The organism is Microcoleus sp. T3_B1 (genome assembly GCF_036700445.1).
Lineage (GTDB): Bacteria > Cyanobacteriota > Cyanobacteriia > Cyanobacteriales > Microcoleaceae > Microcoleus.
On sequence record NZ_JAUBOX010000002.1, the window covers coordinates 1 to 21,242 of the forward strand.

Sequence of the window (21,242 nt, forward strand, 5' to 3'; positions counted from 1 at the left end):
TCCACAAGAAAATTCACTCTTTGTGGAACAGGCCGAAAAGCCTGTTCATAAAAAGCTTATTGACAATGGTGCAACATCTGAGTTTAAACGCACGATCGGCTTTAATCAAAAAATACCCATTCCTGGGCGCTTAACTCCGGCGGACGCCACCAAAATTTTGCACCACCCGAGAGCAAAATTTTAGTAACTAATTAACATAAACGAACGCCAAAGCGCTATCATCGGTGTGACCGTCACAGACGAGTTACGGGTGCAATCAGGGTCGAAAAAACCAGGGTATCCATCGCGACTCTACCCCGTGGCATTCGACTTATTCGATGTGCAAAAAAATTGCCTCAAGCCCGGTAAAATCAGTTAAGCCTGTATATAAAGACAAGGATTGCCATACATTCGATCCTGACTTCGAGATCCTTGTGCCCCCTGTTGAGTTGGGAAAAAAAATCGTGAAACCAGTTCCAGACAAGCAAATAACAGCCCATTTGAACACCAAACAGCAAAAAAAGAACCCTACAGGCGCCCGGAGTCGATCGCGCCTTTTGTCCGATCGCTCACTGCTGGTGGGACTGGGTTGTCTTGCCAGTCTGGGACTGCTCAGCAAAGGCTTAGTTTGGGCCCAAGCCGAAATTCCGCCAGCAGAACAAGCCGTCCCCGGCGCAGCAGACCTCCAGCCATTATTTGAAGCTCCTCTCCCGCCCCCTGAACCCGAATTCAGCCAAGGGTCGCCAGAACCATACCCTGAACCGCAGGCAGAAGTCCCGCCGTCCGAGCCTTTCGATGCCGCACCGCCGTCAGAGCCTGAGTACGCCACCGAACCACCTCCCACCCAATATTATCTGCCGGAACCCGCGCTGATTCCCCTGCCAGAAGCGACGGCCCAAGAGCCGCCTTTTGAAGCGCCAGTTAACCCAGCCCACGCTGAAATCGACCAAACAGACTACAGCGTTGGCGCTACCAGCGAGTACCAAGCGCCAACAACCATAGAGTTTGCAGAACGATCAACCGGCTGCGAAGGAGGTGGCGGTTTGTGCGCGCCTCCTGCTGTTTCCGAGCCAGTGACTGCAGATGCAGGAGAACCCAACTACAGACAGGAAACTCCGATCGCAGACGGCGGCTATATTGCAGCCCCTCCTCCTCGAAATCGGCAAGAAAACCTTCCGGGCGAGGTTCGGGAAACTGTTGCCGGAAATAGTAGCGGGAATCCTGTCAGTAAACTCGGTCAAGCCGTTCAACAAATAGGCAGCCAGGTTTGGGGGAGTTCAAACCCGCCGGAATCTGCTTACGCACCCCCACGCTACTCGGCAGACACCGGCTACTCGGCTAACATCGGCTACTCCGCAGACGCTGGATACTCGGCAGACGCGGGGTATTATGCCGGATCTGCATCTTACGGCGGCGGCGCTCCAGCGCCCAGCATGGGACTCGGGCCGGTTCAAGTCGGTGCGGTTAGTGTCAGCAGCGGCAGCAATACCGGTTTTGCTTACTACAATCTCACGCCGCGTCCCGCAGGCCTGCCCGGAAATGGCAACACCAGCTTGCTGTTTCCGCTATCTATTGCTTCGGCAATTACTTCGCCGTTTGGGTGGCGGACTCATCCAGTTCTGGGCTACGGCCGGTTTCACACCGGAACTGACTTGGGGGCCCCGATGGGAACGCCCGTACTGGCAGCCTATGCGGGTCAAGTGGCGATCGCAGATTGGTTGGGTGGCTACGGTTTGACTGTGGTTCTCAACCACAACAAAAAGTCTCAGGAAACTCTCTACGCTCACCTTTCGGAACTGTTTGTGAAACCGGGAGAGTGGGTGAAACAGGGAGAGACTATCGGCCGCGTCGGCAGTACGGGAATGTCTACAGGGCCTCACCTCCACTTCGAGGTTCGGCAAATGACTGACCAGGGTTGGGTGGCGATCGACCCGGGTTCTCAGCTAGAATTCGCTCTGGCAAAAATGATCGGCAGTTTGGAAACCGCCAAAGTACCGCAAATGCCGAAAATGGTGGAAATACAAACCGCTAGCGGACTCAAGGATTTGGAAAACGATCTGCCCCAGCTTCCACCTCTGCCGCTGGGAATGGACATCGAAGTTCACAACCTCCAGCCGCCATTCCCGGAACTGTTAAAAGCTGACACTTCTAAGCCCAAAGAGCCCGAAGCAGTCAAACCCAAAACTCAGAAGCAAGCTAACAGGTAAAAATGCCGGCTGGGATAGATTAATTTTTTTAGGGGCGGGCTATTCGCCCGCCACGCAAGAAAATTGATGTTTTGTAGAATGGGCCCTCCTAGCCTGTTGCTGAGCATGGTTTAAGATGTGTTGATATCAGATCCGATGGATTTCTCTTTACCAGAAAAAACCTCGGAACCAAGAAAAACCAATAAAAATGGGTAACTTGCAGCTTATGCTAATAGCGCAGCATTTGTGGGAATTAATTTTATTTCTGATTATTGTAGTCTGCCCGATTCCCTTAAGCTTGTCTCTGGCCTTCGAGAATCAGAACGAAAACAAGAACTATTCATTTCCCCATTTTCTCCTCGTACTCCTGACGGGATGGAGCATTGTACAAGTATGTATCGGCTTGATTTTAGGAAGTGCCGAGCGACTAAATATTTCTGCGGTCATTATAGCAGAAATTCTGATTGGTGCGATGGGCGTAATCCTGATTTATACCAAAAACCACAGAGCTTTTACCTTCTCGCAGTGGCAGATTCCCAAACTCAAGCAACCTCTGGGCAAATCCGAACGCCTAATTATTGTTGCCACCGCTGTTGCAGGATTGGTGCTGTGGGACACTCTAGCAAGCAAACCCACCACCAATTATGACTCATTGTGGTTTCACCTGCCTGCGATCGCCCGATGGTATCAAACCCATTCATTTACATTATTAGATCCCGCCGGAAATTGGATTTTCGATCAGGAGCAAGCACGAGTATATCCCTACAATTGGCACGTTTTGTCGGCTTTGTGTTTGCTCCCCTTCCGAGAAGATTTTCTCACAGCTTTTCCCCTGCTAATTGCGTGGGTACTTGAGGGAATTGCCGTTTATCTATTGAGCGTAAAATTTGGAGCCACCCGAATTCACGGTATGGCAGCAGCATCTTTAGTATTGACAGTACCGATGGTTCTCAACCAAGTTAACACTATTCACCCCGATTTACCGCTAGCTGCAATATTTACAGCGGGTTTGTATCTAGGTTTATCCTATCATAGCAGCCGATCGCAATCCGAACTATCCCTATTTTTGGCAGCCGCAGGAATGCTAGCCGGAATAAAAATCACGGGGATAGTCTATGCAGCCTCACTTTTAGTAGGATTAGCCATCTTAGAAATTAAAAGATTCGCGGTTAATAAAAATTCCACACCAGCTAATTTTAGAATTCGCCACTTTATCAAACCAGTCTTGCTGTGCGGCCTAGCTTGTTGCTTGTTTTTAGGAGGTTTTTGGTATGCGAGAAACTTGCTGCACATCAATTATCCTGTCGCCGATACCAGCAATATTAAAGTTCCCTTACAGCCTGTTCCCTTACAGTCTCCAGTAACTACGCCAATACCTCCCGTACAGCAGCCCGCACCTATCCTACTTGTGCCGCTCGCTTCGCCGTCTTTCAATGCTTGGCAAAGCACTTTAGCAGCTCAATTTAATCCCACCAATATTTCCCACTGGCAAACTCTAGGTTTACAAATTATCATGAGATTGCAACTGCCCTTTCTGGCGATCGCACTTCAGGTATTGGCAGCACCTCTGGCTTTTATCAGAGGTAAAACCAGAACAATCAATCAAAATAATATCATTTTAATTGTAGTTCTCGCCAGCACCGGAATTCTGTATTTAATTACACCTTACACGTCAGGTACTGCGGGAGATTCTATCGGTCAAATCAGCCCTTTACTGGGTTTTAATCTCAGATACGGTTTTCCCTTTTTAAGCTTGCTGGGCATAGCCGCTGCAGCTACAGCAACTCGGATAAAAACTCCAAATCAAGTAGTTCTGGCAGTGGTTTTGGTTAGTGGTTTGTTCGGAATTACTAGCAACACAATTTTTGATTATATTAAAAATGCTTCTTTCACCGGAGATAGTATTGTTTGGGGAAGTTTGTTGATTGACAATTTTAAGTCTAACCCAATACAAGCTATTAATACTATCGGGAAAATATTAGGCCCCAGTTGGCAAGATATATTAAGAGATCCGATATTTTATCTTGTGTCAGTGACGCTGGCTGCGATATTGTGGAAAATCAATCCTGGCTATAGAGGGCTGAGTCATCTATTTCCCACTCGAAAAAAATCGATTTACATAGTGATAATTTGTGTCTGTATAGGATTGATAGTAATTGGTCATTGGAGGGAAAAGCGAGATTTTGCACGCACCGAACTGTATCGCGGTATTTACGAATATATTGATAAAAATACAGTACCTGATGAAAGAATAGGCTTCTTTTTAAGTTCCCGCAGCTACCTGTTTTATGGGAGAAATTTGGACAGACAAGTTTTATCTGTGCCGTTTAGAGCCGATCGACTTTCGGCATGGATTGACAACCTCCGGCGAAATAAAATTAGGACTGTGGGATTCGGGCCCCATACTGGGACAGACGCAGCTACCAGAAAAGCTCTATCTTGGCTGACAAGTGCCCAGGGCCCGCTGCAACAAGTTTTCGGAAAAGATTTTAATACTGAGTCGGTGTTGTATCGCTTGAAAAATTAAAATATAGCAGTTATAATTCAATACGGTTCAGTGGCGGCAGATTGGCTGCAAAATCGGGAAAATCGATTTGTGGAAACACCACACTGCTTAATCGGAGGTCTAACGGTAAACGCGCTGCCGGATAATATCTATTCTACTGGCAGCCAGCAACTGATCGATTACCTTTACAGCTACTATAATGCTATAGGCGATCGCGCGGCATTTTTCAGTTCTCAAAATGCTGGATTTGAAGGAACTAATATTCATAAAATGCAGGTGCAAAGATATGTATCTCGCAGTAAATAACCGAGCCAAAAACACCGAATAGGGAGTAGATTTGGCCTTGGTTGAGATGGATGGCAGCGGGTAAATTATCTGGAACAATCTTCTGAACCTGTGCAATAATTAATCAAGTTAGCTCGTAATAAAATTAGCTTTTATCAACAGCGTATACAGGGAGAAACCCTGAGTCGTTCTAGTTCCTAGACATCTTTGTCACCATCCCAGAATAAATTGCTTAGTTGAAAGAATGAATATATTAAAAAAATCCGTTAAGTAAAATTTATTAAGTCTCCGATAATTGGCACAAAAAGTGACAATAAAACCCGAAAAATTAGGCGGAGATAAATTTTTCGGGCGGGGATTTTTCCAGCATTCCCAGTGCTGCGAGTCAGATATGCGGAATGTGCCCTAAAGAGCGATCGCACAAAAACTGGCGCAGTTGCACACCGATCGCCTCCAGAGAAAAATGAGTTTCCACCCGAATGCGAGCGCGCTTGCCCAACTCCCGCCCCCACGCCCGATCGTCTAAAACCCGACCGATCCCCCCTGCCAAAGCGGTTGCATCCTCACGGGGCACAACGATCCCGCCGTCAGCTTCGCCCCCCTCGAAAATATCAGGCACTCCAGGCGCGTCAGCAGCCACAACGGGCAACCCGCAAGCCATCGCCTCCAGCGGTGCAACCGGAAACCCCTCATGCCGAGAAGGCAAAGTATAAACGTCAGCAGCCGAGAGGTACTGTCGCATCAAAGCGCGATCGCGCACATATTCATTCACCCAAACAATGCCCGAAAGCTGCATCTGAGCGATTCGCTGGCTCAATTCCTCCGCGTCGCTACCAGTCCCCACCAGCAACAGCCGCAAATCTCGGCCTGGGCGATCGCGACAGATCCCTTCCCAAGCTTCCAGCAAAATATCTAACCCCTTGCGGCGGATGTCAATCCGCCCGTGACAGGCGACAATTTCAGCGTCACCGGGAAAACCCAGCAGTTGCCGAGCTTCAGCGCGATCCATTGGCCGCCACAGTTCCAAATCCAGCGGGTTAAAAATGCGGGCAATCTTGGCAGGAGGCACGCCATAGCGACTTTGCACGCGCTGTACCTCGGTTTGCGAAGCAATAATTAAACCCGCGCTCGCTTTGAGGGCGATCGGGCGCGACAAACCTTCCCAAGGACTAACCTGAAAATCGCCCCCCTGAAACGTGGCAAAAACAGGCAGCCCCATCCGCCACCCCAACCAAGTGCAAGCGTCGAAGCGCGGGTACTCGTATTCTTGGCAGAGAATCGCTTGGCAGTTTTCTCGTCGCAGTTCTGCAGCCAGCAACCCCAGCGGTGTAGCCAGGTAAGGAGTAACGCTTTTCACTCCTGCCAACATCAGACGGCCCAGGCCTCGAACCTCTCCAAACATATCCTGAACCGTCCACCCTTGAGGGTTAACCATCTGGCGGCGGACAGCTTGGTAAAGTTGAGGTGCCGGCAGGGTGCAGATTGTTGCTCCTGTGTCTTTGTGGGTGTAGCGCACGGGTTCAGCCACGCTACCAGAGATGCAGAATAACACTGTCCGCACCCCTGCCCGTCGCAGCGCCTCAATGTAGCCAAACATCCAACCCCCCGTCATTTCGTTGCAAAAAGCTTCAAAGGAAACCCCGATGGTATCTAAAAAATCTTCGATTAAATCGCCCCAGTGCAGGAGGGCGATCGTTGGTTCTGGTGGGCTATTATCAAACTTCATTTACTTTTTATCAATGCTCATTATATAATATCCAGTAAACAACTAAATAAGGCACGGGATCAAATAGATACATACGCAATCCCCGATCTACAGAAATGTTACGGGATGAGTAGCCGTTGAACGAGAGGCTCAACTTTGAGCGAGCGAGCGTTGGAACTTTTTTATAAAAAGGATGTAAAACTTTAAAAGTCACTTGACCGAACAAAACTAGCAAGTTATAAAAAAATTAGGACTCGAGCTAGAGTGAAATCTAAACAACGAATTTTTAGATATTTAATTTGTGGGATTATTACAGCAATTTTCAATGTTGTGTTAATTTATCTTATTATCGCAACTTGGAAATTTAACACACAAATTCTCCGCAATGTTGCCAATATTATTTCGATTGAAATTTCTTTATTATTTAGTTTTTTTGTTTATCGAACGTGGGTTTTGGTAAGTCATCACTCAAGTTGGCAAGAGATTTTAGGGCAGCAGATCCCTCGCTACCACATCTCTTGTGGATTAGTTGTCGCTACTCGAAGCTTCTTGGTTTTCCCTATTTTAGAGGGGTTAAAAGTGAATTATCAAATTAATACCTTAACGGGGATTATTCTCGGATCTGTTATCAACTATGTTATCAGTGAAAAATGGGTCTTCACAAAAAATAAAAATTCTGCTCAATCGGGAGATAGCAAATGATTAAAATCAATTCTGCAAACATACCACCTACCCAAGACGATCCAGATCTACTCCAGAGTCAAATTTTAGGGATTCGAGAGCAGTATCGAGATCAGTATTGGAAAAAGCGCGATGCCATTTATCAAGATAGACTCCTCTGGAGAGCGCAAACTTTCCGTCATCTAGTTCACCTAATTCCGGGTCAAACCATCTTAGAAATTGGCTGTGGCGAAGGTCTTTTTACAGAACAACTTCTCACCGTATCTCGCGGAGAAAATCCGATCACAGCAGTTACCTTTACCGAACTCCCTAAACCAGATACTTTGGTTTCTTCAGTTGAGTTTATCAATGCAATGTCTATCCCAGGAACCCTTGAAGGACGACATTTTGATTTGATTGTGGCAATGGATTTATTGGATAAGCGAAATAGCGGCTGGTTTCTCCAAAAAGTTTATGAACTTCTAAATCCGGGCGGTCAAGTCATTTTTTATGACAGTAATCCCTGGAATATCGTTCTGAGATTACGTCGATTTATTTCTCAAAATTTTGGAAATAAAGACCCCAGAAAACTCCTCAATCGTCCAGAATTATATGAACTAATTTCCGAAATTGGCTTTATTAGAATCTTTGCTATTTTCAACGATTTTGTTTATGCTCCCCTCACCAAAGACTTGATTTGGCTATTACGAAATCTTTCGATTATTCTCGAAAATACTCCTGGGTTAAAGACCCTGGCGGGATCAATTCTCATTCATGCTCAAAAGCCACCTAGAGTTATTAACAGTCCCCAAATCTCTCTGTGTGAACACGAGCAGTTACGGGGAGCAGTCTCTGTCGTCATTCCCTGCCATAATGAGGAGATGAACATCGAACCCCTAATTACTCGACTCAAGGTTTTTTTTGGCGATTATCTCCACGAAATTATTCCCGTCGATGACAATAGTCAAGATAGAACCCGTGAAGTAATTCAACGTTTAGCAGACGCAGATCCCTTGATTAAACCTGTCTTCCGGGTTCCACCCAATGGCGTAGGAAGAGCGCTTGCAGATGGCTATCGAGTAGCGACAGGGCAGTATATTTTATCAATGGATTGTGATTTTCAGCATCTTCTTCCAGAAATTCGCGATTTGTTTGACAAGGCAAATCAGGGCTATGATGTAGTAGTGGGCAGTCGATTTTCCCGCCATAGCGTATTGCTTAATTACCCTTTATCTAAAATAATTGTCAATCGAGGATTTCATCTCTTGGCACAGATATTATTCCTGCGAAATTTTCGGGATTTAACCAATAATCTCAAACTCATGCGGCGAGAGGTAGTTGAGAACCTAGAACTTACTCAGCCAGGATTTGCCATCAATGCAGAGACAGGACTGCAACCTCTTTTGAAAGGTTATTCACTCATTGAAGTTCCCATTTCTTGGATTAATCGTACCCCAGATATGGGAATTTCATCGTTTCGACTGATCCGAGTAGGTGGGGGATATGGGCAAGTTTTGTGGCAATTGTGGTTAAAAAATCTGTTCAAGAAAAGGCGCTAACAAAATCATCACTCGCCAGTTCAAAATCTCGTGATTAACAGTACATTAGGACTATACTTCTATGTCTATTGTTTCCAGCGATCGCAACTCCAAGCTATTTGTCTGGGGTATTTGGTTAGCAATGCTAATCGCTGCTTTCATCTGTTTAGCGAACTATGGGAGAAATATTCCCCTGGCCGAAGATTGGTTGTTGGTTAAGCCCTTGACAGGACATGAACCCCACCTAGTTAGTTGGTTATGGCAGCAGAATAATGAACATCGTATCCCTTTACCACGCCTAATTTTGTTAACTTTGCTCAAGTTTACTAAGGGTGATTTTCGTTCAGGGATGGTACTTAATGTCGTGACATTCGCTTTTGTTGCTGCGGCTGCCATTCAAGTCGCTCGATCTTTGCGAGGGGGAAAAACCAGCTATGCGGATGCCTTTTTTCCCATTGCTTTATTGAATATCAGCAATTGGCCTAATCTGTTTTGGAGTTGGCAGTTTACCCAAGTCTTGCCTACTGCCCTCACCTACATTATAGTCTTTGTCTTTGTCATTCAACCCACTCTGACAACGCCTTTAGCAGTAGCAATCGGTGGGGTGAGTTTGGTTGCACTTCCCTTTTGTGGAGCGAATGGGTTGTTATTAGTTCCTTTGCTCGCACCTTGGTTCATCTATCGTGGCTTTATCAACTTCTACGCTACGGATTCCAAAGATAAACAGCGATCGGCGAGTATTATTTCAATCAGTTTGGCAGCGATTGCCTTGTGTTTAATAGGTGTATATTTTATTGGCTATCAACGTCCCACTTGGAATCCCCCCAGTCCCGGTTTAGGGCCCACACTCCAGACAGTTGCTAAATTTTTAGCTTACAGTTTCGGAGGCGTTGCTGCTTATTCGTGGAGTTTTTTTGTATTGATAGCCTTTGGGATTTTCATGCCTACTTTGGGAGTAGTCATTTTAGGCATTGTAAGCCATCAAGGTTTGGAGAGACAGCGAGCCTTGACAATGCTCTTATTATGTGGTGTTTTCGGTGTTTATTCCTTAGCAGTAGGCTATGGTAGAGCTGGACTGATTCCATCTCAAGGATTCCCCATGCGATACGTGATGTTTGCAGTTCCCATGCTATGTACAACCTTCTTTATTTGGGAATTGTACGGCTCTCGAAAATGGCAACAAATTGTTCAGTGGGGACTGTTTTTAGGGATGTTGCTACTGCTTCCTTTAAATACCCTAGCTGGGTTTCAGATGTTTGGCAATTGGTATGATGGTGTCATGGACTCAGTTGAGCAAGATATTGCTAATGGAATTCCTCGATCGCTCCTCGCTAAGCGTCACCGAGATTCTCTGGTTCACTGGTGGAGCGATCGGGAATTGGCAGATAATATGCAGATGCTTTACCAAGCTCGAGTAGGAGTTTTTGCTCAAATGCGAGAAGATACGGTTAATGATTCCGATAAAAATATTGCCCAGTAAATCAGTTTTTAACAGCGCCTCTGCGAACGCACCATTTCCTGCCTTCCGCCTGATGTTTCTCCCTACTTTTGCCAAGCGTATGCAGTTTCCGTCCCCAATGATTCAGGTTTATGCAGCCAATAGCTCACCCAGGTTAAAGGAGTGAGTGCAGTACAAAAAAATTGGCGCTTGAGAGAAGATAAACGGGAGAAAGCAACATCATGACAAAGTACCGTCAATGGATTAATAAAAGTCGCAGAGATTTGGCAAGGAAAACCAATTAATGCTGTCAGTTCATCGATCGTATAGCCGCGCCGGACATGACCCCATTCTGCCATCACCTCCGCTTCCGGTGGGCAAAGTGGTTTCATAAATCCATAGTAGGGAAACCGCCAATTTTCATTGGGAGTGCTCACTAATAAAAATCCCTTGGGTTTGAGCACTCGCAGCGCTTCTGAGATTGCTTTTTGATGGTCGGGAACGTGCTCGATCACGTCAAACATCGTTACTATATCAAATGATTCATTTTCAAACGGTAAATTCGTGGCATCACCGCAGATGAAGCGGACTTTTTCTTGTTGGTTACAAGGGGCATTTGCATATTTAGGATCGAGGTCAATGTTGGTAATCTGTGCTTGCGGATAGAGTAAAGCCGTCAAGCCGCCTTGACCGCCTCCGACTTCTAATACTTCTTTACAGGGAACGTCAGGGGCAATGCGGTAAATTGCTCGCATCTTTTCCCGATAAAAGAATCCTTGAGTCAAACCATGCGGAAAGGGGTTGCGGGATAAAAAACGACCCAAATTTTCTTTATTTCCTCTTGTCTCTGACGGATGAATTGCTACCATTGTTTTTTTCCTATAAACTCCAAAAATTACTAATTTTTGTGACTCTGATTCTGGATATAAAATTGTACTCCAGCCAAACAGCCTAACGCCTCAGAAAAGAGCGTTTTATTGACCCCTCTAAATCCTGTCAACGATCCTATGATGAATCGCTTGACATAATATCTAGGCAAAGCGATGAAAACGCGACGCAAGTTGCCCCAGTGTTTGTACCTTTCAAACTGCACAAAAAGCGCTGCGATATGTCCGCGCATATAGTGATACATTTGGTGTTTTAAGCTATCCAGATCGCCGCGGTGGTAGTGGTAAACGACCGCTGTTGGTTCATAGCGACAAAACCAGCCTTCGGCAAGCACTCTATACCAAATTTCAGAGTCTTCACTACACCCAGAAGCGCCTGCACCCAACCGTTCGTCAAAGTATCCAATTTTATCAAAAAGTTCGCGCCGGAACGCCATATTTGCCCCTGCACCAATGCGCCAAACGGGGACAGCGAACGGCTTCATTTCCTCAAAAAATTGAGTATCAAAGGTTGTAGGGCGGTATCCCCATCCGAAGCCAGTATGACCTTTTTGGAAGATCAATTGGGCTTCATTTTCAAGTTCTGCTGGTAGAATAAGTCCCGTCATGGCGATGACGCGATCGCCCTGGAAACTTTGGGCAATTCTGGCAATCCAATCAGGATGAACAATCACATCATCATCAGTAAAAGCAATTATATTGCCTGTACTGTGATGGATGCCAGTATTGCGGGCCACGCTCAAACCAGGGCGAGGTTCTAAGACATATTTAACCTCTGGTATTTTGGCAACTAATTGCTGCGTAGCGTCTGAACTAGGAGCATTGTCAACAACAATAATTTCGTGGGGGAGATGGGATAAGTTTTGGAAGGATTGCAAACATCGCTCTAATTGTTCTGGTCGATTTCGAGTACAGATCACAACAGAAACAGTTTCACTATTTAAGTGTGAAAAGTGTTGCTCAAGCTTTGCAAGAGGTTGTTCCAAAGCCATTAGAGCTTGGAACTCAGGGGGGCGATCGCGCGCCGGATTCTTGGAAATAACTGGCAAAGCTGCTTTAAAACCTTGCTCTAGCAAATGGCTACCGATGGTAGGAGTAATTGCTTGTACCGCTAAATTAGTCAATTCTGTTGCTGACATTGGCAACTGAGCGGCTAAAATCTCCTGTTGACCAAGGGGTATATTATGCCACCAAAATACAGTGTAAATGCCCCCATAACCAGGAATTAAAGGCAAGTCAGGAATGGCTTTACTTAGCTCTACGTTAATAACTTTCCAGGAGTTGCTCACAGAAATTACCTCAAAGTAGCAATAGATTTATCGGGTGGCTAACCGACTAATTTTGCCCGACCCAAGAACTCTCGGCGTTCCTCCGGTTCATGCGGATCATCCGGTTAATTCCGGCCCACTTACCCCGCACAAAACTTTTGTTGATCTCCACTTCCGCCGGATTCATTCGCCCCAAAGCCGTTCTTAAAGATTGAATTACGATATTTTGGGAAGCTTTTACCCCATCCCAAATAAATTTAAACAACCAATCTTGATAAGAACCCGACCAGAGAAGAGAATCGCCCAAAACTTGAGAAGTCCCTAGACCATAGTTAATATCTATCAAGTATTTTTGAGAAGTACGCCTACTTGGAATAAAGTGCTTTAACTGGCAATCAGGAGTGTACCAAAGATCGTATCCCGCACCATAAATCCGCAAAGCAATTTCCACATCTCCCCCTGATATCAGCTTGGTGCCGATGCGATCGTGAAGTAACGGTTTATCAATCCAACCAGTATGTGCCAAAGCTCCTCTATTCAACACTAATCCTGCTCCCACGAGACAAGATTTTTTTTGGGTTCTGTGCCGTGTTCTTGTTGTGCGAAGGAGTAACCATAATTCAATACATATTTAGGCGGTGGAGTTTCCCAATCTAAAATCACTCGCCCACCAAAAGCGCCGCAGTCAGGATGAGTCGCAGCAAATTTAACAGCTTGCTCCACCCAATCTTCTGCCAGGAAGCAATCGTCATCTACGAAAGCAATCCAATCAGCCGTTGTATTTTGAACCCCGTAGTGGCGCGCATAGGTTAATCCTTGCTGTGTTTCTGAGCCTGTAGAAAGGTAGGGAATTGTTCCCGACACTCGATATTTTTCGACAACTTCCTGCGTGTTATCCGTGCAGTTATTATCGACCACTAACACCTTCCACTCTAATTCGGGCGACACTTGCTGTTGGGCAAGGGCCGATAGAGCTTTGTTGAGAAGAGGAGCATTGTTATAAGTACAGATGACGATATCAATGGGCGGAAGCTTAGTCATATTTAATTGTCGTTTCCTGCATGGAACGAGAAATAGATTTCTGAAGCAAATCTCCTTTTTTTAGGCAAATTGCCGCCGAATCTGCTCGATACGTTTTAAAGAACGGGGGTACTCGCCAAAAAGCCCTACGATCCCACCCCACATTTCAGCTAAAATCATCGTTGGGGGCAAAGGATGACAGCCCCTAATACTCTTTTGCAATTCATCTAACTGATAGCCCATCCACCAAGCGATCAGCCGGATTAGCTGCGATCTCTTGGCAGGATCGGTCTGATAGGATTTTATCACAAAAGCCATAAAACCTAACCCCCAAGTCCAATACTGGCGGCGCAGTTTTTCATATTCCCGGCGGTGTTGGTGAAACACCAGATAGCGAGGGTCATAGACGAGGGGATAGCCAGCGCGAACAACTCGATAAAAAATATCTAAATCGCCACCGCCGGGGAGGGGCGCACCTGTATCGAGTGCATCATCAAATCCCCCTAGTTTGAGTAAAACATCGCGGCGAAATGCCATATTGCAGCCAGCTCCAAATATGCCTGCACCACAGGGGTATAACGGATTGTGAGGCAATATTTTGCCATAACGAATTTTCTCAAATCCGCGCCGAAAACCGCCCCGACTTTCAAATAAAATTTGGGCTTCAGTGGCTAACTCATAAGGTAGCACTAACCCTGTAAAACCACCCGCATCGGGATTTTCGGCCCAAGCTTCCCTCAATCCGTTCAGCCATTGGCGATCGGGCGTGACATCATCATCTAGAAAAGCTAATATTTCCCCAGTTGCTTCCTGCAAGGCGCGATTGCGAGCGAAGTCTAAACCGGGTTTTGGTTCCCTGGCATAGCGAACTCCTGGTAGGGAGTCTACCAATTCTTTTGTTTTTTCATTAGAAGGTGCATTATCAATTACTAACACTTCAAAGTTAAGATTTTCACCGGAAATAGGTGTTTGCAACTTGAGTAAATGTTGCAGACACCGGGCCAGGTTTTCCGGCCGATCTTTCGTACAAATTGCCACTGTGAGCGAGGGAAAAGTATCGCCTTTTTCGGTAGGATTTAACTCTTCTCTAATCGCTTCCTGAAGTAACTTAGCGCCGACTTCCCGTTCAATCATTTTAGCTAAATCTTCAGGATAAAGGACGCTCTTTGGAGGAAGAGGCTGCATGATCAAACCAACAGCTTTATCTTTTCGCCGCACCACTAAGGCAATTCCTGTATCTTCCTCAGAAATTGTCAGAGTGGGAAGGGGCTGTGTCACTTCAATGTCAATAATCGGATAAGGCATAAGTGATTCACCAAATTCCTATTAGTTTTGTAAGTTGCGGTGTTGCAGGTGATAAAGCTTGGCAAACAAGCCATCGAGTTTTAGCAAATACTGGAGGTTCCCTTGTTCGATCGCCCTGCCATTTTCCATCACAATAATTTTATCGGCATTTTCAATCGTCGATAAGCGATGAGCAATGACAATGACGGTGCGGTTCTGGCTGAGCGTGTTGAGGGCCTCCTGAATCAAGTTTTCAGCAATACTATCTAGAGCATTCGTTGCTTCATCCAAAATTAGAATATCGGGGTCGCGGACAATCGCGCGAGCGAGGGCAATACGCTGCCTTTGTCCGCCAGAAAGGCGAACGCCGCGATCGCCCACTTTCGTGTCATACCCTTCCGGCAGTTGGCTAATGAAATCGTGAGCATTGGCAAGTTTTGCAGCGTCAAAAATTTCTGCCTCCGTTGCTTCCAAGCGCCCGTAGGCGATATTATCCTTCACCGTCCCGCTAAAGATATGAACCTCTTGGCTGACAATCGCAATTCCCTTTCGCCAGTCCGTTAAATTCAGTTCTTGTAAGGGGCTGTTGTCAATATAAATTTCTCCTGAAGTTGGCTCGTAAAAGCGGCAGAGTAGGCTGATAATGCTCGATTTTCCCGCACCAGATGGCCCCACTAAAGCCGTCGTTTGGCCGCGTTTGAACTCGACGGAGACAGCCTCTATTGCCGGCCGATCTTCAGGGTTGTAAGTTAAGGAAACTGACTCAAAATAGATCGCCTGCTTCAACTTGTCAAAGGGAACGTTACCTGAGCGGATGTAAGGTTTATCAGAAGTGTCTAAAAAAGCCATCACCAGTTCAGCAGAACTGGCGGTAGATATTAAACCTAGCCTCGCTACATCTAGCTGTTGCACCTGTGGTTGCAAGCGGTAGAGTATGAATAAAAAAGTCAGCAGCGTTGGCATAGCTGACTGGTTTTGCAGGAGGGCGAGCCCCAAAATTCCTAGCAGGAGGAGTGCGGAAAAAACTTCATAGAGCGGATTGATGAGCCCTCCCAGCATATCGAGTTGGAAAAAGGTGTTTCGCACCTGCTGGGAAGCGCGATCGAAGCGTTCTTGCTCATAAGGTTCCCGTCCAAAGGAGCGGATGGTTCTCATCCCCCCTAATCCTTCCCACATTCGGACAGCGAGCTGAGAATTGGCGTCTACAGCTTGCTGTGCGAGATGTTTGACTCGGCGCGTCACAAATTGGATGAACTGCGAAATTAGGAAGAGGGATATACTGATAATTAAGGTGAGTTGCCAAGAGATGAGTAGCAACAGTGTTGCCAGGACAGTAATCGTACAAGCATACGTAATCAAGTTAACAAACAAACTCAAAGCTTTGCTAGTCTGCCAACTCTCTGTCGCCAAAATATTCATAATCTTTCCCGATTCGCTGCGCTCTAAGAAAGAGTAGCTAACGGTTAAAGTTTGGTTAAAAATTTGGCAGCGCAATCGGTTGCTAATTCGCGAATTTAACCAAGCAAAAAGCAGAGAATTACTATAGACAATCAGGTTTTTGATGAGGATGCTGACTAAAATACACAAGGGGATGATTAAGACCCGATAGCTATCAGGGACAGCAGCGAATATCTTCATCAGAGAATCAATGAAAGAATTGCCAGTTACAGCCTGAGTTTCTTCTTGCTGTAAAGTTTGCAAAAAGGGAATGAATAAGCTAATGCCAAAGCCGTCGGAAAGGGAAGCAAGCATACCCAAGGAAATCATTGCCGGGATGGCCCAAGGGTATATCTTGAGGAGGGGAAGCAGAGTTTTAATAGCCTGAATCTCTTTTTTCATAAGACAACTCTGCCTGTGCCGATGGAGTGGCGCTAATGTTCACTTGAGGGAGCATGTCAATATCTGCTTGATTTCGCTTGACAATGCGGGAAATTGAGCGGTGAAAAATGTTCCCAATCCTTACCATCGATTCGATATTTTTGCGCCGACTCTCAACCAGCAGCTCTCGGCTGCTGAGTTTACAGTCAGAGGATTGCGGCTCTTGTGAACTCAGAGGTGTCTCCAGAGCAGCTTGAGGTTTCCAAAACTGGGATAATAGGTTTAAAAGGCTCTTCCCCAATACTCTGTAAAAACCATAACGGGACAACGGTGAGATGCACTCAGCTTTTAAAGCTTGGAATAACCAAAATAGCGCGGTGCGATCGCGGCCATTCCGACTACTTTGGTGTGCTAAATACATCAAAAAATTACTGGCTGACAATCGGTGTAGGAACTCGGGAATTTCCGGATGCCGTTGCTTTACATCTTGCAGCATTAATGCGTGAGACTTCGCCATCACCATATAATTGCTAGACATACTGCTGTCAACTTTGCGGTATCCAATTAGAAATTCCGGCACCACTCCGAATTGATAGTATTCTGCCAGTCGCAGGTACAAGTCCCAATCTTCACAGCCTTGAGCACTCTTCTCTATATAGCTAGTGGCGTAAAAGCCCACCTTATCTAAAGCAGAACGCCGGATCATCGAAGCGCTAGCATTGCCTAAAAAGTTGTGGCAAATTAAGGTTGCATAAACTTCACCTTCCATCGTAAAAGCGCGGAGTCCCCCGGTTAAAGATCCCTTTTCATCAATATCTAATGACCAAGAATAGACGACTCCTAACGATGGCTCTCCCTCCATCATACATTGAACTTGTTTTTCTATGTTTTCAGGATACCAAATATCATCGGCATCAAGGGGGGCAATGTATTCTCCTCTCGACTTCTGAATTCCTAAGTTGCGAGCAGCAGCGACCCCAGCATTGGGCTGTTTCAAAAGCTGGACGCGAGAATCTTTTTGGCTGATTTTTTCGACAATTTCAGCGGTTCGATCCTGGGAACCATCATCGACTACTAAAACTTCAATGGCTGGATAAGTTTGAGCCAGAACAGATTTGAGAGTTTCTTCAATAAATTGCTCAGCGTTGTATGCAGGGATAATGACTGAGACGAGAGGTAAATTGGGAGATTTTTGAGAATCTGGCTGCATTGGTTTTTAACAAGGTTTTTCAAATTTTTTTTTTGCTTTGTAGATTGGCCTCTCTACCTTACACTCGTCGCAGTCAGGACTTACACAGTCGGTGGAAGAGATAGCCAAGAAACCCCTAATAAAAATTGTACCGCATTCTCTGTTCAACGTCAATGGTATATAGCACGTATCAATGAGTTTTGCAAATCAAGAGAATGGTGATAGACTAAGCTGAAGTGCATTTAAATTGTATAGTCAAATTTAAGAAAATTCTTGTGGGGAGTAGGGGTTGGGCCAGAAAGCCCGCCCAAAAAATACAATTTAGATTCCCAACAGCTTACAACTAAAAGTTATATTCTAAATGATAAAGAGATGCTCCTCGGCCCACAGCTACTTCGTTCAGCAATGATTTTTATTGTTTCATTGATTAAATAAATCCGTGTTCTGCTAAGAATTCTGGTGTAATTGTTCCCAAACTGTTGATTGCCGGGGTTTCTTCCCACGGTTCGGGATGGGATTTTGAGCCGCTGCGGAGAAATTTGGCGACATATTTGCCCAGAATATCTGCTTCTAAGTTTACTAAACTTCCTGGTTGCAAATAGCTGAGGTTTGTCTCACCAAAACTGTGGGGAATGACAGCAACTTCAAACCAATTCCCGTCAGCATCGCAATCTGCCACGGTTAAGCTGATGCCGTTGACGGCGATGCTGCCCTTGGAAACGATGTAAGGTGCGATTTGACGTTGCCATCCCGAATTGGCGGATGGTGGGGCAGTAAACCGCATCTCCCAAGCGTTGGCGGTTTGGGTTGATGTCGCTAAAGTGCCGATCGCATCTACGTGCCCCGTCACGAAATGTCCCCCCAATTTGCTACCGGCGCGCAGGGAGGTTTCTAGGTTCACCAAAGCATCGGGGAATGATCCCAGAGTAGTGCGCCGGAGAGTTTCTGGGGAAGCGACGGCGACAAAACCTTGCGGCAAAACTTCCACTACCGTCAAACAGACTCCATCCACGGCTACGCTGTCCCCAATGGCTAAATCTTGTAAAATCTGGTAGGAGTTGTTTGATGTGCAGGAAATTTGGAAATAATCGTTGCCTAGCGACTTCAGTTTTCCGAGAGATTGAATTAGTCCTGTAAACATAAGTATTTTTCCTTAGTCGATCGCTTATTTACATGAAACCACAGGCACAAACCAGACGCAGGAGGTTTTTCCGTCCCCCTGTCCCCCGGAGTCAATCGAAAATCTAAAATCTCAAATCTAAAATCGATAGTCCCAGATCAGTTGCAGATTCAGGCGAAGATCGAGTCATACTGGATTTAGGTCATCTTTATGTCCGAGTTTTCTACCGCCTTGCAGTTTCTTAATTCTGTCAGTAACCCAGCCCTAAAACCAGGGACTGAGCTTGTAAGAGCAATCGAAGCAAGCTGTGCTGACGGGCCTCAGCCTTAACTGGCTACGTTATTTGAGTCACGACACTCCTTGAATGCGACGCTAGTTTTGGGCTCTGTCATTTGCAATTAAACAGTCTTAAGGTCACGCTCGACAGTGTTGCAAGTCTAACAAGCTCTCATAACATTGACCGACAAGCGAACATTACCCCGAAAGGGAGCCGGAGACAACCATATCTCCAAAGAGGGGCAACCATACCCCTCTACCCCCGAAAGGGGAAAGGGGATTCAAGGTGGTGCTCACTGAGCGTAGTCGAATGTGTTGAAACCGCCCATGTTGTTTCCCTCTCAGGACTAAAGTCTCTGAGTTTCCCACTTACCGAGCATTTTTATGATTGAAATGAAAGTCGCTGGAATTGCCTTAGATGCAGCCACGCGCAGTCCTATTGTCCTATTGAGAGACGCTACTGAGCGACGGGCTTTGCCTATTTATATCGGTCAGGAGCAAGCAAAGGCTATTATTAGCGCGATCGAAGGCCACAAGCCTCCTCGGCCTTTAACTCACGATCTGATGGTCAATTTTTTAGAGGCATGGAGTCTTACCTTGGAGCGCATAGTTATTCACTCGCTGCAAGATAACACGTTCTATGCCGTACTGATCGTCCGTCAGGGAGAAGTTAAAAAAGAGATCGATGCCCGACCTAGCGACGCGATCGCCCTAGCCTTGCGAACGAACTGCCCCATCTGGGTGATGGAAGAAGTCGTCGCCGATGCTTCGATACCGGTCGATCGAGATGCTGATGAGGCAGAACGCCGGGCCTTCCGGGAATTTATCTCAAACCTCCGTCCAGAGGATTTGATTAAGAGAAGTGGCTTGGGCCCGGGCGAAACTTCCTAAACTTTATGCGCTATCGACGGTTTGGCAAAACGGAGTTGCACCTGTCTGTATTTTCCTTGGGAACCATGCGCTATTTGGCTTCTGAGGAAACTGCCTGTCAGACTGTACAACAGGCAGTGTCTCAGGGAATCAATCACCTGGAAACGGCTGCAGGTTACGGTTGCAGCGAGGAATATCTTGGCGCGGCCCTTTCGGCGGGTTTGTCTGTCGATCGATCGCGCCTCCACGTCACTACAAAAATTTCCCCAACCGAGGATGCAGCAGCAATGGAACGCTGCATCGACGCATCCCTCAAACGCCTGAATTTAGACTATATCGATTGTCTGGCAATTCACGGTTTGAATACTTGGGAACATTTGGCGATTGTACGAGATCCCACAGGCTGCATGGAAGCTGTACGCAAAGCCCTGGCTGATGGGATCATTAGGCACGTCGGCTTTTCGACTCACGGGCCTCTGGATCTGATTTTGGCTGCAATCAATACAGATTTGTTTGAATTTGTCAATCTGCATTATTACTATTTTTTTCAGCGCAACGCCCCGGCAATTGAACTCGCCAAAGACAAAGATATGGGCGTTTTCATCATTTCCCCGGCAGATAAAGGAGGGCAACTCTACACGCCCCCGGAAACTCTCGCACAATTGTGCTCGCCTTTCTCGCCTTTAGAGTTGAACTATCGATTTTTACTCAGCGATACTAGGATTGGGACTTTGAGTGTGGGCCCTGCAAATGCCACAGAATTAGAGCAACCCCTGAAATATTGCGATCGCGACTTTCCCCTCACCAACTCCGAAATCGCTGCGTTCGATCGGCTAGAATCGGTTATTGCAGCAACTTTGAAAACCGACAAATGCAGCCAGTGCTATGCCTGTTTGCCTTGCCCGGAAAACATCAACATTCCCGAAGTATTGCGACTCCGCAATCTCGCCGTCGGGTGCGACATGACTGACTTTGGCAAATACCGCTACGCCATGTTTGAAAATGCCGGACACTGGTTTCCCGGCAGCAAAGGCAACCGCTGCACCGATTGCGGCGAATGTTTGCCCCGGTGTCCCGAAGAGTTAGACATCCCAACTTTGCTCAAAGATACTCACCAGCGACTGGGCGGCAAAGCAGGCAGGCGGTTGTGGGATTGAAAAAAAGGTGATGAAGGGAAAAGGCGATCGCACCTGCCACCAAATACCGCACAGAA

18 protein-coding genes are annotated in these 21,242 nt (G+C 46.3%); 9 read left to right on the plus strand and 9 right to left on the minus strand.

The window, feature by feature from the left end; all coding sequences use genetic code 11:
* From QT990_RS01390 to QT990_RS01405, 4 genes are all read left to right on the plus strand, one after another.
* On the plus strand, window positions 1-184 hold a 184-nt coding region (locus tag QT990_RS01390), incomplete at its 5' end, for a hypothetical protein (RefSeq protein ID WP_333464827.1).
* Between the two features lie 259 nt (window positions 185-443).
* Entirely contained in the window at window positions 444-2,186 is a 1,743-nt protein-coding gene (locus tag QT990_RS01395) for a peptidoglycan DD-metalloendopeptidase family protein (protein ID WP_333138975.1), read from the plus strand.
* A 187-nt stretch (window positions 2,187-2,373) separates the two neighbouring features.
* Window positions 2,374-4,692 (plus strand): hypothetical protein, encoded by a 2,319-nt coding sequence (locus QT990_RS01400; RefSeq protein ID WP_333138973.1) that lies wholly within the window; start codon window positions 2,374-2,376, stop codon window positions 4,690-4,692.
* A 30-nt stretch (window positions 4,693-4,722) separates the two neighbouring features.
* On the plus strand, window positions 4,723-4,977 hold the full coding sequence (locus QT990_RS01405; RefSeq protein WP_333138971.1) for a hypothetical protein: 255 nt from the start codon (window positions 4,723-4,725) through the stop codon (window positions 4,975-4,977).
* Between the two features lie 364 nt (window positions 4,978-5,341).
* Here QT990_RS01405 and QT990_RS01410 read toward each other — a convergent pair whose 3' ends face one another.
* Entirely contained in the window at window positions 5,342-6,682 is a 1,341-nt protein-coding gene (locus QT990_RS01410; RefSeq protein ID WP_333464828.1) for a glycosyltransferase family 4 protein, read from the minus strand.
* 243 nt (window positions 6,683-6,925) lie between these two features.
* Here QT990_RS01410 and QT990_RS01415 point away from each other — a divergent pair, with 243 nt between their 5' ends.
* From QT990_RS01415 to QT990_RS01425, 3 genes are all read left to right on the plus strand, one after another.
* Entirely contained in the window at window positions 6,926-7,363 is a 438-nt protein-coding gene (locus QT990_RS01415) for a GtrA family protein (RefSeq protein WP_333138968.1), read from the plus strand.
* Window positions 7,360-8,880, plus strand: a complete 1,521-nt coding sequence (locus tag QT990_RS01420; protein ID WP_333138965.1) for a glycosyltransferase — start codon at window positions 7,360-7,362, stop codon at window positions 8,878-8,880. Before QT990_RS01415 ends, QT990_RS01420 begins: the two co-directional genes overlap by 4 nt.
* 61 nt (window positions 8,881-8,941) lie before the next feature.
* Complete coding sequence (locus tag QT990_RS01425) at window positions 8,942-10,339, plus strand: hypothetical protein (protein ID WP_333138963.1); 1,398 nt, start codon at window positions 8,942-8,944, stop codon at window positions 10,337-10,339.
* A 62-nt stretch (window positions 10,340-10,401) separates the two neighbouring features.
* On the opposite strand, the gene QT990_RS01430 is transcribed toward QT990_RS01425, so the two are convergent.
* The 8 genes from QT990_RS01430 to ribE form a co-directional block, all read right to left on the minus strand.
* A complete protein-coding gene (locus QT990_RS01430; protein ID WP_333138961.1) occupies window positions 10,402-11,166 on the minus strand; it encodes a class I SAM-dependent methyltransferase in 765 nt (254 codons plus the stop codon).
* 29 nt (window positions 11,167-11,195) lie between these two features.
* Window positions 11,196-12,473, minus strand: coding sequence for a glycosyltransferase (locus QT990_RS01435; RefSeq protein WP_333411576.1), 1,278 nt, complete (start codon window positions 12,471-12,473; stop codon window positions 11,196-11,198).
* A 46-nt stretch (window positions 12,474-12,519) separates the two neighbouring features.
* The gene (locus QT990_RS01440) at window positions 12,520-13,011 is read right to left on the minus strand and encodes a hypothetical protein (RefSeq protein ID WP_333464829.1); all 492 of its coding nucleotides are present in this window, start codon (window positions 13,009-13,011) and stop codon (window positions 12,520-12,522) included.
* The gene (locus QT990_RS01445) at window positions 12,996-13,493 is read right to left on the minus strand and encodes a glycosyltransferase (protein ID WP_333307531.1); all 498 of its coding nucleotides are present in this window, start codon (window positions 13,491-13,493) and stop codon (window positions 12,996-12,998) included. Before QT990_RS01445 ends, QT990_RS01440 begins: the two co-directional genes overlap by 16 nt.
* A gap of 60 nt (window positions 13,494-13,553) precedes the next feature.
* Window positions 13,554-14,777, minus strand: coding sequence for a glycosyltransferase (locus tag QT990_RS01450; RefSeq protein ID WP_333411579.1), 1,224 nt, complete (start codon window positions 14,775-14,777; stop codon window positions 13,554-13,556).
* A 21-nt stretch (window positions 14,778-14,798) separates the two neighbouring features.
* A complete protein-coding gene (locus QT990_RS01455) occupies window positions 14,799-16,595 on the minus strand; it encodes an ABC transporter ATP-binding protein (RefSeq protein WP_333307534.1) in 1,797 nt (598 codons plus the stop codon).
* Window positions 16,570-17,784, minus strand: a complete 1,215-nt coding sequence (locus tag QT990_RS01460) for a glycosyltransferase family A protein (protein WP_333138952.1) — start codon at window positions 17,782-17,784, stop codon at window positions 16,570-16,572. Before QT990_RS01460 ends, QT990_RS01455 begins: the two co-directional genes overlap by 26 nt.
* A 406-nt stretch (window positions 17,785-18,190) precedes the next feature.
* Window positions 18,191-18,904, minus strand: coding sequence for a riboflavin synthase (gene ribE / locus QT990_RS01465; RefSeq protein WP_333138950.1), 714 nt, complete (start codon window positions 18,902-18,904; stop codon window positions 18,191-18,193).
* A 639-nt stretch (window positions 18,905-19,543) separates the two neighbouring features.
* On the opposite strand from ribE, the gene QT990_RS01470 reads away from it, so the two are divergent.
* Both QT990_RS01470 and QT990_RS01475 read left to right on the plus strand, forming a co-directional pair.
* Window positions 19,544-20,050: a bifunctional nuclease family protein gene (locus QT990_RS01470; protein ID WP_015176672.1), complete on the plus strand. Its 507-nt coding sequence runs from the start codon at window positions 19,544-19,546 to the stop codon at window positions 20,048-20,050.
* Between the two features lie 5 nt (window positions 20,051-20,055).
* Complete coding sequence (locus QT990_RS01475) at window positions 20,056-21,186, plus strand: aldo/keto reductase (protein WP_333138948.1); 1,131 nt, start codon at window positions 20,056-20,058, stop codon at window positions 21,184-21,186.
* Window positions 21,187-21,242: the final 56 nt, after the last annotated feature.